Origin of the sequence: Flagellimonas ochracea (assembly GCF_009903685.1) — a bacterium.
Classification (GTDB): domain Bacteria; phylum Bacteroidota; class Bacteroidia; order Flavobacteriales; family Flavobacteriaceae; genus Flagellimonas; species Flagellimonas ochracea.
In genome coordinates, this window is record NZ_JAAABI010000003.1 from 315,446 (window position 1) to 330,667 (window position 15,222).

Consider the following 15,222-nt stretch of genomic DNA (forward strand, 5'->3'; position numbering starts at 1 on the left):
ATTAAGGTGTCATTGCTTTTGTTGGATTCCCGCGTTCACAGAAATGACAGCACTTTACACTTTAGTTTTTGCTCAATTCTTGCAATTTTTTTAGAGCTTCCAATCCTTTTCCACCCAGCAAGGATTCTTTGGCCTTTTCAAACCCAGCTTTTGGGGTGGTCCCCGCTACAGTGGCTATTGCTACACCTGCATTCGCACAGACCACATTGTTTTGGGCTTCTGTACCCTTACCTTGCAAAATGGACATAAATATTTGGGCGGATTCAGCCACATCGTCTCCTCCCAAAATCTGATTTTGGGAAATTTTATCAACGCCAAAATCATAAGGTGTCAATATGCCTTCTGATGTGTTGGAAATTGTTTTGGTATCTCCGGTCAATGAAATTTCATCATAACCATCCAACGCATGGAGCACCGTAAATTTCTTATCGGTATTCTGGTAGAGGTACCCGTACATCCGAGCTAATTCCAAATTAAACACCCCAACCATCTGATTCTTTGGAAAGGCGGGGTTCACCATCGGTCCCAGCATATTGAAAAAGGTTTTTACGGCCAGTTCCCTTCGAATGGGAGCCACATTTTTCATGGCAGGGTGGAACAGGGGGGCATGCAGCACACAGATTCCAGACTCTTCGATGGATTTTTTCAAAAAACCTGCTTCATTACTGAATTTAATACCTAAAAACTCCATTACATTGCTACTTCCGCATTTAGAGGATACTCCATAGTTTCCATGTTTTGTCACTTTTACACCAGCACCGGCAGTCACAAATGAGGCTAATGTGGAAATGTTAAAGGTATCCTTGCCATCGCCCCCGGTCCCACAGAGATCTATGGGGTCATAATCCGATAGGTCCACGGCCAAGCAAAGCTCCAATAAGGCATCTCGAAAACCTTCAAGCTCCTCAATGGTGATGCTCCGCATCATGTACACGGTAAGAAATGCGGCAATTTGGGAAGTATTGTATTCCCCTTTGGCAATGTTGACCAAAATTTGTTTTGCCTCTTCCTTTGGAAGTATTTCGTGATTTATGAGTTTATTCAGTGTCTCTTTCATCTCTTTTTGTTTGTCATTCCGCACTTGATGCGGAATCTATTTAAACAATAAATATGGATTCCTGCTTTTGCAGGAATGACAATTGATTTATTCATCCAGCCAATTTTTCAGCATTTTTTTTCCTTCGGGCGTCAACACAGATTCAGGATGAAACTGAACTGCGGTTACATCATAGGTCTTGTGTCGCAATGACATAATTTGCCCATTTTCATCCACCGAAGTGGCTTCCAAACTTTCAGGTAGCTCAGGGTGTACCACCCAAGAATGGTACCTTCCTACTTGAAGCTCTTTCGCTAAACCATTAAAAATTACATCTTCCACAATTACATTAATGTTGGTAGCTATACCGTGGTATACTTGGTCCAAATTCACCAGCCTTCCACCAAAAACCTCCCCGATGGCCTGTTGCCCCAAGCATACTCCAAAAATTCGTTTGGTCGGGGCATAAGTTTTGATGATTTCCTTAAGTAAGCCAGCTTCGTCGGGTATTCCAGGGCCTGGGGACAGGACTATCTCTTTGAAGGGTTCCACTTCATCCAATGTCAACTGATCATTTCGTTTTACGGCAACCTCGCAATCCAAATCTTCCAGATAGTGCACCAGATTATAGGTGAAACTATCATAATTATCTATCATTAAAATCTTTCTTCCCATGATTAAATGGTTTCAGCGATTTCTAGGGCCTTGGTAAGCGCGCCCAACTTATTGTAGGTCTCTTGGAGTTCAGCTTCCGGGTCAGATGCGGCTACCAAACCTGCACCAGCCTGATAGTGGAGTTCGTGGTTTTTGCTCAGGAATGTACGAATCATGATGGCATGATTAAAATTTCCCTTGAAATCCATAAACCCGATGGCACCTCCATAGTAAGCTCGACTGGTTTTTTCATATTTTTCTATCAATTGCATGGCCATGTGCTTGGGTGCTCCACTCAATGTTCCTGCCGGGAACGTATCCGCTACCACTTGCATGGTAGTACTTTCTTTCTTCTTAAGCCCTGTAACTTTGGACACCAAATGGATTACATGGGAAAAGTACTGTACTTCTCTATACGTTTCCACATTCACGGTATTCCCATTTCGGCTGAGGTCGTTTCGGGCCAGGTCCACCAACATTACATGTTCGCTGTTTTCCTTGTCATCCAGAGCTAATTTTTTGGCAAGCTCGGCATCTTTTTCATCATTTCCAGTCCGTTTATAGGTGCCAGCAATAGGATGAATCTCAGCTTTTCCATCTTTCACAATCAATTGTGCTTCCGGAGAGCTGCCAAAAATCTTGAAATCGCCATAATCGAAATAAAAGAGATAAGGTGATGGGTTTATGGAGCGCAAAGCCCTATAAACGTTAAATTCATCCCCTTTGAAGTTTTGTGAGAACCTTCGGGACAGTACCAACTGAAAAACATCGCCGCGTTGACAGTGTTTCTTGGCCAAAGCTACATGCTTCTTATAGTCTTCGTCCTCTAAATTGGATTTAGGTGCTCCTTCCTTGGTAAAATTATAGGAAGCAAAACTCCGCACGTTGAGTAGTTGTTCCAGTTCTTCCACATTGCTTTCCCTATCGTAACAATGCGCAAAGAGATAGGCTTCATTCTTAAAATGGTTTATCGCGATTATATTTTGGTATACTGCATAATAGATATCCGGTATGGTGATGGAATTTTCCTTGGGGCTTAAGTGCACATCTTCAAAATAGCGGACGGCATCGTAGGCCATATACCCGAAAAGTCCATTGTAAATAAACTTGAATCCATTTTGTGATACAGAGAACTTTTTGCTAAAGTTGTGTATGGCGGCTGCAACATCCATTCGAGGGGTGATGGGGGATACCTCTTTGATACCATTGGGAAATTTTTGTGTGATGGTTTCATTTTCAACCTTGATGTATGCAATCGGATTACAGCATATATATGAAAAGCTATTGTCGTTGGTGTGGTAGTCGCTACTCTCCAACAAGATGCTATTCGGAAATTTATCCCTAATTTTTAGGTAAACACTCACCGGGGTGATGGTATCTGCCAGTATTTTTTTGTAATGGGTTTTTAATTTATATTCCATTTTTGTTTCTATTTCCACAGAGGTGTAAAGCTATTTTCGGTCAATCAAAGAAATAGGTTAATCTTCCCAATTTGGATTAATATCATTTATTAGGTTGATTTTCCAACGCCTATTCCATTTTTTTAATTGTTTCTCTCTTTTTATAGCCGGCATAGGGAATTTGAACTTTTCATAGTAGACCAATATTTTCAAGGTTGTATCTACTTGCAAATTTGCTTCCAACGTCCCGCTTATGTCAATGCATTCTTTTTTCAAATCATTTGTATGTCCTATATAAATGGTTCTCGTTTTCTTGTTCGATATTATATGGACATAAAACTCATTTTCAACTTTTAATATTTCCGCCTTAGTGGAAACCAGAACCAAAGTTCTTCAAAAGAAAAAGGCTTGTCGTGATGACAAGCCTCTTATATGGTTATAATGGGGACTTAGCTCACGACGTTCGACGTAAGTTAATCCACCACCATGTATTTGCTATGTGATTCTTCATTGCATCAAAGATAGAAAGGAATTTTAAACCCACAAACAACGTTGCTGAAAAATAAAAGTCCTGCTGAAAAAAAACTACTGCAGGACTTTCAAAACACTAAACACAGCCGGTTACATCTGCAAATCGACTACCAAGTCGAATTCGTCATAAATGGTTTTGTCTCCCAAGTTGTCAAAGAAACTACCGGAGCCGTATCTTACGTCGTACTGGGAGCGGTCAACTTTCAAAGTAGCCGTGGCTTTGCTTCCATAAATGGAGACATCGAAAGTTAAAGGTTTGGTGATGCCCTTTATGGTAAGGTCACCAGTTACCTCGTACGAATTCTTTCCTGTGGCTTCTACCTTAGTAAATACCAATTTGGAGGTTGGGTGGGAGGCCGTGGAGAAGAAATCATCCGAATTCAGATGCCCATCCAGTTTGTTTTTGTAGTCGCCTTCGAGGTCTGTGGTGTTAATGGTGGTCATATCCACTACGAATTCTCCTCCAATCAGTTTGTCGCCCTCAAACTCCAGAGCTCCTGATTGCAGTGATACAGTTCCTGTATGTGAACCTGTAACCTTGTAGGCCTTCCAGGTGACTGTGCTTTCATCCGTTTTCACCTCTTTGGTTTCCTTGTCAACCGGATTAGCCAAGGCTACGGCGCCAAATACAAGGGAGAATACTAAACTTAAATTACTCTTTTTCATGATTGTGTGATTTTTGTTTTAAAAAGGGTTAAAATTTATATAATGGTAAATAATTCTTTTTTCGTTCTTCTAACCTTTGGCAAGTGCTGTGTTTCATCTTCTTGAGACCGATAACCAACGGCCAACACGACCGAAGCGTTAAGGTTTTTTTCATTCAATCCCAAGATTTTGTTGTAAGCTTCCGATTCGAAACCCTCCATGGGGCATGTATCTATTTTAAGCTCCGCTGCAGCTTGCATGGCATTGCTAAATGCTATATAAGCTTGCTTCGAGGTCCAATTTTCTTTGGTTTCCGAAGAAAGGTCCATCAGTTTCGATTTCATAAAATCTGAGTAGCCCTTTAGATTTTCTGTAGGAATGTCTCTTGTTGAACCCACGTTAGCCAAATAATCATCTACTAAGTCTTCCCCAAAATCGGTGAAATTGGCAAATACGAGAATATGTGAGGCATCCGTAATCTGACTTTGTCCCCAAGAAACAGATCTCAGTTTTTCTTTGATTTGTTGGTCTGAGACCACAATTACGTGATACGGCTGCAATCCATAGGAAGAAGCACTAAGTCGTGTGGCCTCCAATAGGGTTTCCAGGTCTTCATTCGATACCTTTTTGCTGTCATCGAATTTTTTTGTGGCGTAGCGCCAAATTCTATGTTCTATTACGCTTTTCATTTCAATTTTAAAATTTATCTAATAGGTGATTTAATTGTTCTAGTTCTTTTTCGGTGAAATTTTTAACAATGCTCTTTTCAGCTTTTATAACAGCTTTGTCCATTTGCTTTAGTGCTTCCTTTCCTTGGTCGGTGATGACTATCTCGACCTTTCTGCGATTGGAGGGACATACGTAGCGGTCTACATAATCCTTGGCCAAAAGTTTATCGACCAAGCGTGTGGTGTTGCTCATTTTAGTGACCATGCGCTCATTGAGGGTAGACAGGTTGGCCGGCTTTCCTTTTTGACCCCTCAAAATCCGAAGGACATTAAATTGTTGCAGGGAAACCTCGAAGGGCTTTAGTGCATTGGCAATAATCTCGTTGGCCTTATGATGAACCAAGGTCATGTGAATGAGGGTCCTACTTTCCAGCGGAATGGTCTTCGTGGTCTTTATAATCGCCTCAACATTCATGTATTTACAATATTTGTATATACAAATGTAAGATTGTTTTTCACTTTTAAGCGATGAAGAACCGATAAAATTTTGTTAAAATAAAAGTGAAGGGAAGTACATTATCTAATTTTAAATGTTCAAAAGCATGAAAATGAAAAATTTACTCGGACTTGCTTTGCTATCTCTTTTGATACTGTCAAGTTGTGGTGAAATATCAAATGAGAAAAAGGAAGAAGCCTCGTCTGAAAAGACTGATTTGGCAGAAACACAAGCTGTAAAGAAAAGTTACACTTCAAAGTTTCCCATTTATGATTTTGAAGGTCTTGAACCGATGCTCAATAAAACCGATGACAAAACCTACGTGGTCAACTTTTGGGCAACCTGGTGTAAGCCCTGTGTCGAAGAAATGCCTCATTTTGAGCGAATAAATGCGGAACAAAAAGAAAATAATGTCGAGGTGATATTAGTGAGTTTAGATATGCCCAATATGTGGAGATCGCGATTAGAGCCTTTCGTAGAAAAGAAAGGGATTCAATCTACAGTGGTGATTTTAGATGACCCAAAACAAAACGAATGGATTCCTAAAGTGGCACCGGAATGGGGTGGAGGCATTCCTGCAACATTGATATATAATAAGGACAAAAGGAATTTCTACGAACGCGGTTTCACTTACGAGGAATTAAATATTGAGTTGAACAAGTTTATAAATTGAAAAACCATGAAAGCAATTAAAAACCTGGGGTTGGTTATTTTACTGATTGTCCTTGCTGCATTTTCGTCAAAAAATATTAGCCTGAACGAGGGGTACGGCATTGGGGATGTGGCTACGGATTTTTCACTTAAGGATGTGGATGGAAATACCGTTTCTCTATCTGATTTTACCGAGGCGAAAGGTTTCTTGGTGATTTTTACCTGTAATACCTGTCCTTATGCTGTGGCGTATGAAGATAGAATTATTGCTCTGGATGCCAAGTACAAACCTTTGGGTGTACCGGTCATTGCCATTAATCCCAACAATCCTGCCGCTAAACCTGGCGACAATTTTGAGAAAATGAAAGTGAGGGCCGCTGAAAAAGGATTTACATTTCCCTATCTTTTTGATGAGGGACAGAAAATTTATCCCCAGTATGGCGCAACTAAAACCCCACATGTATATTTGTTGGAAAAGACCTCCAAAGGCAATGTTGTAAGATATATTGGGGCCATCGACGATAATTATCAGGATGCATCACAAGTTGAAGAAAAATTCGTGGAAAATGCCGTGGATGCCATGTTGGGCGGTGGAGAAATTAAAGTGAAGACCACTAGGGCCATTGGATGTGGTATAAAATAAAAGTCAACAAAAAAATAACGAGTAGAATCCGGAGGTAATGCTCCGGATTTTTATTTTTGTGGAATCTAAATTCAGCAAAATGTCAGATTTATCACAAGAAGAGTGGGCGGAGCAATTGGAAAACGACAACAACGCCTTCATTTTGGATGTAAGAACTACTGAAGAGGTAGAAGAGGGATACATTCCCGGAGCTACCAACATCGATATATATCTCGGACAGGGTTTTCTGGATGAAATTGAAAAATTGGACAAAACCAAAAACTACTACGTGTATTGCCGATCGGGCAACCGCAGTGGTCAGGCCTGCGCCATCTTGAACAGTATTGGCATTGATAACGCCTATAATCTTGAGGGAGGTTTCATCAACTGGGAAGGCGAAGTGGCCGAATAGGAATCCAAGAATTGAGATCTTCCCAATGCTGATTACCAATTGGGACTTTTAACCACTGCCTGCTGTAGATTACAAAAATGTGCGTGGACTGACTTCAATTTTATAGATCAAATTCCTATATTGGTCGCATGAAGGAAGACTTGCTCCATTTTATTTGGGGGCAAAACAAGCTTCATGGAAGACAACTTACCTCAACTACCAAGGAAGCCCTATTTGTTAGAGCCCCAGGAATTCTGAATCATTATGCAGGCCCAGACTTTTTCAATGCTCAGGTTGAGATAGAAGGCCAATTTTGGGCGGGCAATGTTGAGATTCATATAAAATCTTCGGATTGGTATGCCCATAACCATGAAGAAGATCCAAGGTATGATAACGTAATTCTTCACGTGGTTTGGGAAGACGACGTTTCAGTCTTTAGAAAAGATGGGTCTCAAATTCCAACCTTGGAATTGAAAAATTACATTCCCCGAAGCTTATTGGAGAGGTATGAAGCACTTCTACAAAAAACGAATATCACCTTTATTAACTGTGAAAAGCATTTCGATGAGATGGATTCCTTTTTGGTGGAACAATGGTACCATAGGCTTTATGTGGAACGATTGGAGCAGAAATCCCGGGTCATTGAAAATCATTTAAAAAGGACAAACAACGACTGGGAAGCCGTATTGTTCGCAATGCTGTTAAAGAGCTTTGGGTCCACCCTCAATGGGGAATTGTTTATGTCCAAGGCCATGCAACTGGATTTTTCCATTGTAAGAAAAACCAGAGATAATTCCACTTCGCTTGAAAGCTTGTTGTTCGGTTATTTGGGTTTGCTGCAAGAGCAGAATTGTACGGATTCTTATTTTCTCCAGCTTAACGAGGAATACCGTTATCTGTCAAAAAAGTTCAATGTTTCAATAGCTTTAGAAAAGCCCAAATTCTATGGTTTGCGACCTTCCAACTTTCCTACGCTTCGAGTTTCACAGTTGGTGCACCTATATTGCAACGAGGAAGGGCTTTTTGCAACCCTTATGGAGATAAAAGACCTCAAAGCGATATATGATCTATTTGAGGTGAGCACCAGTACATATTGGGAAAATCACTACACTTTTGGGAAAGTTTCCAAAAGAAGCATCAAAAAAGTATCAAAGGCATTTGTAGATCTCTTGGTTATAAATACGTTGATTCCGTTGCGATTTTGCCATGATAAACATTTGGGTAGGGATGGAAGTGATCAACTGATTGCATGGATGGAACAATTAGATTCTGAGAAAAACTCCATTGTCGGTGGATTTGAAAATTTGGGAACCAAGACCAAAAATGCACTTGAGAGTCAAGCCCAATTGCAACTCTACAAGAACTATTGCTCAAAAAATAAATGTTTACAGTGTAATCTGGGCGCACGTTTATTGAACAGAAATATCTAATTTTAGCCATGGCTTTGTTTTACGATACGTTGTATTATTTTCAAAAAAGGGGCTTTGAGGTCTGTAGGCGCATAGCGGAGCGTTTGGGGATTCGTGCAAGGGTTGTACGTACTACTTTTATTTATTTGACTTTCGTTACCTTGGGCTTCGGCTTTGCCCTGTATTTGTTTATTGCCTTTTGGTTACGGATCAAGGATTTGGTCTATACCAAAAGAACTTCAGTTTTTGACCTTTAAATATGATCAAACTCTTTCGTTCAAAAATTGTGTTGGCACTGATTCTCATGGTTTTGGTGCTTTTGTTTGGAGTTATCGGTTATAAATTCATATCCGATTTCACATGGATAGAGGCCATTTACATGACTATTATTACGGTAACCACCGTAGGTTTTGCAGAGGTAAGACCCTTAGATGCCGATGCAAAGATTTTTACGGTATTTTTAATCGTAACCAGTGTTTTTATATTTGGTTTTGCCATTTCGGTGATTACGGAATACCTTTTAAGTAGAAACTCGCTAGAACTCTTAAAAAAGAAAAAAGTGAAAAAACAGATTGACCATCTTTCAAACCATGTGGTGGTTTGTGGTTTTGGAAGAAATGGCATGCAGGCCGCAGAAAAACTTATGGCATACAACAAGCCGTTCGTAGTTGTTGAAAGGGACAAAGAAATTGTGGACCGCTATTCCGATGAAATTTTGTTCGTAGAAGGAGATGCCAATGAGGATGAGGTATTGCTCGAGGCGGGAATTGATCGTGCGCAGTATTTAATTACTGCTGTACCCGATGATGCCGCCAACCTTTTCATTGTGCTTTCTGCCCGTCAATTGAACAAGAATCTTTTTATCATTAGCAGGGCTTCACAAGTAACTTCATTAAAGAAGTTGGAGTTCGCAGGAGCCGACAAAGTAATAATGCCCGACAAAATAGGAGGCGATCACATGGCCTCTTTGGTGGTTATGCCCGACCTGATAACATTTATGGATAAGTTATCCGTGGAAGGTGAGCATACCACTAATCTGGAAGAAGTGGAAATAGAGGATTTCGTCGATCAAATAGATTGCAGTTCAATCCGTGATTTAGACCTGCGTAGAAAAACAGGCTGCACAATAATAGGCTATATTGACCCCAAAGGTAATTACATTATAAATCCGGAGGCAGACTTACAATTAGAACTTAAGGGAAAAGTCATTGTTTTGGGAAGGCCCGAACAGATAAAAAAGCTCAACCAAATGTTTCAGATAGGTTAGTTTTATAACTTTTAAATTTGACTCCGTTGAATTTTTTTAGGATATTGCTCGCTTTACATCAAATTAACATAACCAAATAATACATTATGAAGTATCGACTTCTTACGTTGATTACAGTTTTGTTCCCATTACTATCAAGTGCTCAGGAAAAGGGCTTGGACGAGAAAGTCAATGATGCCTTTATGCCATTTGCCACCTGGTGGGAAGGCTTTGTGCTGACCCCAATACCTGTAGCAGGCTATAATCTCCCTGTAGTATTAATTTTATTGATTTTTGGGGCTACCTTCTTCACAATAGTCTTTAAGTTTCCTAATATTTTCAAATTTGGTTTGGCCATCAATACCGTAAGGGGTAAATACGATGAGTTGGACCACCATAGTGTGGAAAAAACTGAGTTGAATGTTGTTGAAGGAGATGTTCCGCGCACAATCAAGGATGAAAGCAAAGAAGGAGAGGTAAGTCATTTCCAAGCATTGGCTACCGCTGTCTCCGGAACGGTAGGTCTGGGAAATATTGCTGGTGTAGCGGTGGCTATAGCACTGGGAGGTCCGGGGGCTACATTTTGGATGATTATCTGTGGACTGATAGGTATGTCCACCAAGTTTGTGGAATGCACCTTAGGTGTAAAGTATAGGGATGTTGGTCCAGATGGCACCGTTTATGGTGGCCCCATGTATTATCTCTCAAAGGGATTGAAGGAACGAGGAATGAAGGGGCTTGGAAAAGTACTGGCCATTATTTTTGCCATCCTTTGTGTTGGAGCTTCCTTTGGTGGCGGCAACGCGTTTCAATCGAATCAAGCTGCTGTTCAGCTTTCAACCATGTTGAGTCTTGAGGGTGGAGCAACAGGAGTAATTATCGGAGTCATTTTGGCTGTATTGGTCGGAATTGTGATAATTGGAGGAATCAAAAAGATTGCCAGCGTTACTGAAAAAATAGTTCCTTTTATGGCGGGGGTGTATGTTTTGGCTTCTCTGGTCATCATATTTGCCAACATTGAATATATAGGCGACGCTTTTGGAATGATCATAGGAGGAGCTTTTACCCCAGCAGCCGGTCTTGGAGGAATTTTAGGGGTGATAATTGTTGGATTTCAAAGAGCGGCATTTTCCAACGAGGCGGGCGCTGGTTCTGCAGCCATTGCACACTCTGCGGTTAAAACAAAATATCCGGCGAGCGAAGGCGTAGTTGCGCTTTTGGAACCCTTTATAGATACCGTTGTAATTTGTACGATGACAGCTTTGGTCATCATCTTTTTCAATATGGATGCTGGTGCTTTTGATTATGGAAATGCTGTTGGCAGTACAGTACTGCTTAACGAATCGGGAGCATACGTTGGGGGGGTGGATTTAACATCAATGGCATATGATTCGGTAATACCTGGATTTAGATATGTATTGACGATTGCCATTATTCTTTTTGCCTTTTCCACTATGATTTCTTGGTCATACTACGGATTGCAATCTTGGAAGTTTCTTTTTGGAAGAGGTAAGACGGCAGATATTGTTTACAAAGTAATGTTTTTGTTATTTGTAATTGTTGGGGCAGCTGCTACGTTGGATGCTGTGATAAAATTTTCTGACGCCATGATTTTGGCATTAGTGTTTCCCAACATGATCGGTTTGCTGTTCTTGTTCCCTAGGGTAAGAGAAGAAATGAATAGATATGTTACTGATATCAAGGATTTTGTTAAGAGGGGTTAATCTAATAAATTGAATAAAATCAAGTCCCATTTCAAGTTCAATAAACAAGAACGAAGTGGGATTTTCTTTTTGCTGCTCATTATATGTATTTTACAAGGCATATATTATTATGTTAAGACACAGCCTTATCAAAAAGGGTCCAATTTGGCATTGAACACTATTGCCCAATCAAAACTGGACAGCCTTAAAAATCAAAAACAAGAAAAAACCTCTAAGGTATTTCCTTTTAATCCAAATTACATTACCGACTACAAGGGATACTCTTTAGGGATGTCCACTGAGCAAATAGACCGTCTTTTGGCCTATAGGCAACAACACAAATATGTGAACTCCGCCAAAGAATTTCAAATGGTGACCAAGGTGTCCGATTCGTTGCTCTCTATAATCAGTCCCTTCTTTCAATTTCCCAAGTGGAAGAACCGTACACCTTCAAAAGAGTATGGCTCCTTTACTCCAAATGGTTCAGAATTTGTAAAGAAAGACCTCAATACGGCGTCCGGAACAGAACTTAAGGCCATTCATGGAGTAGGAGATGTGCTTTCTCGGAGGATTGTAAAGTTTCGAGATCGTTTGGGCGGTTTTTTAGTTAATGATCAGTTGTATGATGTATACGGTCTGGAACCCGAGGTGGTCCAGAGAATTCTGATTCGTTTTGAGGTAATAACAATCCCCACCATAAAAAAAATCAATGTCAATGAAGCTTCTGTAATGGAGTTGTCAGCTTTGTTATACATAAACTATGATCTAGCACAACAAATAGTAGCCTACCGAACAGCAAATGGAAGCTTTGAATCCCTTGACGAATTGAAGGAAGTTGAGAATTTTCCAGAGAATAGGATTGGGAGAATTAAGCTATATTTGCAGTTGTAAAAAATTGCATTGATGATTACCGATACCTTGTCCAAAATGAATTTTGATTATTCGGAAACCCAAAAAATGGTCGCCGAATCTGCACGGGAATTTGCTCGGCAATATATCCTTCCCCATGTCATGGAATGGGACGAGTCCCAGACCTTCCCCATAGAAGTTTTTAAAAAGGCCGGTGAATTGGGCTTTATGGGAGTGCTGGTTCCAGAAGAGCTGGGAGGTTCTGGATTGGGCTATCATGAGTATATCGCCATTTTAGAAGAAATTTCAAAAGTCGACCCGTCGATTGGACTTTCCGTGGCAGCACATAATTCATTATGCACCAATCACATTCTTTCCTTTGGTAATGAGGAGCAAAAGCAACGCTGGATTCCCAAACTGGCAACAGCCGAATGGTTGGGAGCTTGGGGATTGACCGAACACAATACAGGTTCCGATGCTGGGGGTATGAACACAACGGCCATCAAAGATGGTGATTCGTGGATATTGAACGGAGCCAAAAACTTTATCACCCACGGGAAAAGTGGGGACATTGCCGTTGTAATTGCACGAACTGGTGAAAAAGGAGATAGCCATGGCATGACGGCCTTTGCTGTTGAAAAAGGAACGCCAGGGTTCAGCAGTGGTAAAAAAGAAGATAAATTGGGCATGCGGGCGAGTGAAACCGCTGAGTTGATATTTTCCGATTGCAGAATCCCTGATGAAAACAGATTAGGAGAAGTAGGGGATGGATTTATCCAATCTATGAAAATATTGGACGGAGGGCGTATTTCCATCGGTGCTTTGTCCTTAGGGGTTGCAAAAGGCGCTTATGAGGCCGCACTAAAATATTCCAAGGAACGGGTCCAATTTGGAAAACCTATAAGCGAATTTCAGGGGATATCGTTCAAACTTGCCGATATGGCCACTGAAATTGAGGCATCAGAACTATTGTTGCACAAGGCGGCCTTCTTAAAAAATGAAGGTAGGCCCATGACCAAGTTCAGTGCTATGTGCAAAATGTTTGCATCCGAGGTATGTGTAAAAATTGCCAATGATGCTGTTCAAATCCACGGAGGTTATGGATACACCAAAGATTTTCCAGTTGAAAAATTTTATAGGGATGCCAAGCTCTGCACCATTGGTGAGGGCACCACTGAAATTCAAAAATTGGTCATTTCAAGAAAAATTTTAAAGTAGCTTGCAAAGAAAAAAGTAATAAATGTATATTTGCACTCCAAAATTTAAAAGAAAGGAGGTTGTAGCCCATGTTAATAATACCTGTTAAGGAAGGAGAAAACATCGATAGAGCTTTAAAACGTTTCAAGCGTAAGTTTGACAGAACCGGCACCATGCGTCGATTGAGAAGCAGACAGCAGTTCACCAAACCTTCCGTTGAACGAAGAGCTGAAATTCAAAAAGCACAGTATATTCAAAAATTAAGAGATCAAGAGGAAATCTAGGATTTGTGCTACAATAATATGGTAATCCCATTGTAATCTTTACAATGGGATTTTTCTTTTTATGGCCATTGGAAATCAATTTTGGCTACTTTTGAAGTGTGTCCCTGTCCGCTTTCATATCATATCTCAAATTTGAGAAAAATTATTCCAAGCACACCCTTAGTGCATACGAAAGGGATATAAAAGAGTTTTCAGACTTTTGCAAAACCCAATTTGATATGCAATCCATAGATGATATGGATTATGGTATTATAAGGAGTTGGATAGTGGCTTTGGTAGATACTAAGATGACCAACCGTACGGTAAACAGAAAAATATCGTCACTAAGGTCATACTATCGTTTTTTACAAAAAATTGGACAGATCAAAGTCTCCCCATTAATAAAGCACCGGGCCCTCAAGACCAAAAAACGCATAGAAGTCCCTTTTTCCGAAATGGAAATGGAAAGGGTATTGTCCGAGATACCCTTCGAAGATGATTTTGAAGGTATTCGGGACAAACTGATCATTGAGCTTTTGTATGCAACGGGTATACGAAGAACAGAATTGGTAAATATTAAGCTAGGAGATGTTGACACAGCTAACAATACGTTGAAAGTTTTAGGTAAAAGAAACAAGGAAAGAATTATTCCGTTGTTGCCATCCACCAATGTAAAGCTCCAAGATTATTTAAAGCACCGCGGCCAGCTGCGAGAGACGGTTGATTTCGAGTTTTTGTTTTTAACAAAAGAAGGACTTAAAATTTACGAAACACTTGTTTATCGAACCATAAATAAGTATTTTAGTTTAGTTTCTCCAAAGGTAAAAAAGAGTCCACATGTTTTGAGGCACACCTTTGCAACACATTTACTGAACAGGGGGGCTGATTTGAATTCAGTGAAAGAACTACTGGGCCATTCGAGTTTGGCTTCAACCCAGGTGTACACGCACAACAGCATAGCTGAGTTGAAGAAGGTGCATTTGAAGGCCCATCCCAGGAACAAGGAATAGCTATTTCCTGCTATGTTTAACCAAGCTGTCACTTGGGGGCAGCGTAAAAAACTAAATTTTATGAAAGTAAATACACAATCGGTCAATTTTGTAGCTGATGGAAAACTTCTTGACTTCATTCAAAAGAAGATGGATAAATTGGAACTGTACTATGACAAAATCATAGGTGCCGACGTTTATTTAAAGGTGGAGAATACCAGTGCAAAGGAGAACAAGATTGTGGAGATTAAGGTTTTGGTGCCTCGTGATAAATGTATGGTCAAGAAACAATGTAAATCATTCGAGGAGGCCGTCGATTCTGCATGCAGTTCGTTGGAACGACAATTAGTAAAAAAGAAAGAAAAACAAAGGGCGAGCGCATGATTAAAATTTTTGGATTTTTATTTTGATTAAAAAAATAAATATATACATTTGCAGTCCGTTAGAAATGACGGACTTTTTTTATGGTTAA

The 15,222-nt window shown here is 40.2% G+C and carries 19 protein-coding genes; 12 read left to right on the top strand and 7 right to left on the bottom strand.

Features of this window, described 5'->3' with window-relative positions; genetic code table 11:
* Nucleotides 1–61 precede the first annotated feature (61 nt).
* The 7 genes from trpD to GTQ34_RS11495 all read right to left on the bottom strand — a co-directional run bounded on the left by trpD (nt 62) and on the right by GTQ34_RS11495 (nt 5,409).
* Complete coding sequence (trpD, locus tag GTQ34_RS11465; RefSeq protein ID WP_166523943.1) at nt 62–1,057, bottom strand: anthranilate phosphoribosyltransferase; 996 nt, start codon at nt 1,055–1,057, stop codon at nt 62–64.
* A gap of 87 nt (nt 1,058–1,144) precedes the next feature.
* Nucleotides 1,145–1,711, bottom strand: a complete 567-nt coding sequence (locus tag GTQ34_RS11470) for an anthranilate synthase component II (protein WP_166523944.1) — start codon at nt 1,709–1,711, stop codon at nt 1,145–1,147.
* A gap of 2 nt (nt 1,712–1,713) precedes the next feature.
* The gene (locus GTQ34_RS11475) at nt 1,714–3,111 is read right to left on the bottom strand and encodes an anthranilate synthase component I family protein (protein WP_166523945.1); all 1,398 of its coding nucleotides are present in this window, start codon (nt 3,109–3,111) and stop codon (nt 1,714–1,716) included.
* A 57-nt stretch (nt 3,112–3,168) separates the two neighbouring features.
* A complete protein-coding gene (locus GTQ34_RS17005) occupies nt 3,169–3,477 on the bottom strand; it encodes a GIY-YIG nuclease family protein (protein WP_166523946.1) in 309 nt (102 codons plus the stop codon).
* Between the two features lie 234 nt (nt 3,478–3,711).
* Nucleotides 3,712–4,287 carry a YceI family protein gene (locus tag GTQ34_RS11485; protein ID WP_166523947.1) on the bottom strand — a complete coding sequence of 192 codons (576 nt, stop codon included), beginning with the start codon at nt 4,285–4,287 and terminating at the stop codon, nt 3,712–3,714.
* A gap of 35 nt (nt 4,288–4,322) precedes the next feature.
* Nucleotides 4,323–4,955, bottom strand: a complete 633-nt coding sequence (locus GTQ34_RS11490) for an NAD(P)H-dependent oxidoreductase (protein ID WP_166523948.1) — start codon at nt 4,953–4,955, stop codon at nt 4,323–4,325.
* Between the two features lie 7 nt (nt 4,956–4,962).
* Nucleotides 4,963–5,409, bottom strand: coding sequence for a MarR family winged helix-turn-helix transcriptional regulator (locus GTQ34_RS11495; protein ID WP_166523949.1), 447 nt, complete (start codon nt 5,407–5,409; stop codon nt 4,963–4,965).
* A 133-nt stretch (nt 5,410–5,542) separates the two neighbouring features.
* Here GTQ34_RS11495 and GTQ34_RS11500 point away from each other — a divergent pair, with 133 nt between their 5' ends.
* From GTQ34_RS11500 to hpf, 12 genes are all read left to right on the top strand, one after another.
* Nucleotides 5,543–6,103, top strand: coding sequence for a TlpA disulfide reductase family protein (locus GTQ34_RS11500; RefSeq protein ID WP_166523950.1), 561 nt, complete (start codon nt 5,543–5,545; stop codon nt 6,101–6,103).
* A 6-nt stretch (nt 6,104–6,109) separates the two neighbouring features.
* Nucleotides 6,110–6,724, top strand: coding sequence for a thioredoxin family protein (locus GTQ34_RS11505; protein WP_166523951.1), 615 nt, complete (start codon nt 6,110–6,112; stop codon nt 6,722–6,724).
* A 79-nt stretch (nt 6,725–6,803) separates the two neighbouring features.
* Nucleotides 6,804–7,115: a rhodanese-like domain-containing protein gene (locus GTQ34_RS11510; RefSeq protein WP_166523952.1), complete on the top strand. Its 312-nt coding sequence runs from the start codon at nt 6,804–6,806 to the stop codon at nt 7,113–7,115.
* A gap of 128 nt (nt 7,116–7,243) precedes the next feature.
* Nucleotides 7,244–8,524: a DUF2851 family protein gene (locus tag GTQ34_RS11515; protein ID WP_166523953.1), complete on the top strand. Its 1,281-nt coding sequence runs from the start codon at nt 7,244–7,246 to the stop codon at nt 8,522–8,524.
* Nucleotides 8,525–8,532: 8 nt separating this feature from the next.
* On the top strand, nt 8,533–8,760 hold the full coding sequence (locus tag GTQ34_RS11520) for a PspC domain-containing protein (protein ID WP_067036986.1): 228 nt from the start codon (nt 8,533–8,535) through the stop codon (nt 8,758–8,760).
* A 2-nt stretch (nt 8,761–8,762) separates the two neighbouring features.
* Nucleotides 8,763–9,770, top strand: coding sequence for a potassium channel family protein (locus GTQ34_RS11525; RefSeq protein WP_166523954.1), 1,008 nt, complete (start codon nt 8,763–8,765; stop codon nt 9,768–9,770).
* An 86-nt stretch (nt 9,771–9,856) separates the two neighbouring features.
* Nucleotides 9,857–11,473: an alanine/glycine:cation symporter family protein gene (locus tag GTQ34_RS11530; protein WP_166523955.1), complete on the top strand. Its 1,617-nt coding sequence runs from the start codon at nt 9,857–9,859 to the stop codon at nt 11,471–11,473.
* A gap of 9 nt (nt 11,474–11,482) precedes the next feature.
* The gene (locus tag GTQ34_RS11535) at nt 11,483–12,343 is read left to right on the top strand and encodes a ComEA family DNA-binding protein (RefSeq protein ID WP_166523956.1); all 861 of its coding nucleotides are present in this window, start codon (nt 11,483–11,485) and stop codon (nt 12,341–12,343) included.
* Between the two features lie 36 nt (nt 12,344–12,379).
* The gene (locus GTQ34_RS11540) at nt 12,380–13,519 is read left to right on the top strand and encodes an acyl-CoA dehydrogenase family protein (RefSeq protein ID WP_166523990.1); all 1,140 of its coding nucleotides are present in this window, start codon (nt 12,380–12,382) and stop codon (nt 13,517–13,519) included.
* Between the two features lie 68 nt (nt 13,520–13,587).
* Nucleotides 13,588–13,782 carry a 30S ribosomal protein S21 gene (gene rpsU, locus GTQ34_RS11545; RefSeq protein ID WP_166523957.1) on the top strand — a complete coding sequence of 65 codons (195 nt, stop codon included), beginning with the start codon at nt 13,588–13,590 and terminating at the stop codon, nt 13,780–13,782.
* Nucleotides 13,783–13,880: 98 nt separating this feature from the next.
* Nucleotides 13,881–14,771 (top strand): tyrosine-type recombinase/integrase, encoded by an 891-nt coding sequence (locus tag GTQ34_RS11550; protein ID WP_166523958.1) that lies wholly within the window; start codon nt 13,881–13,883, stop codon nt 14,769–14,771.
* 60 nt (nt 14,772–14,831) lie between these two features.
* Complete coding sequence (hpf, locus tag GTQ34_RS11555; protein ID WP_166523959.1) at nt 14,832–15,134, top strand: ribosome hibernation-promoting factor, HPF/YfiA family; 303 nt, start codon at nt 14,832–14,834, stop codon at nt 15,132–15,134.
* Nucleotides 15,135–15,222 lie beyond the last annotated feature (88 nt).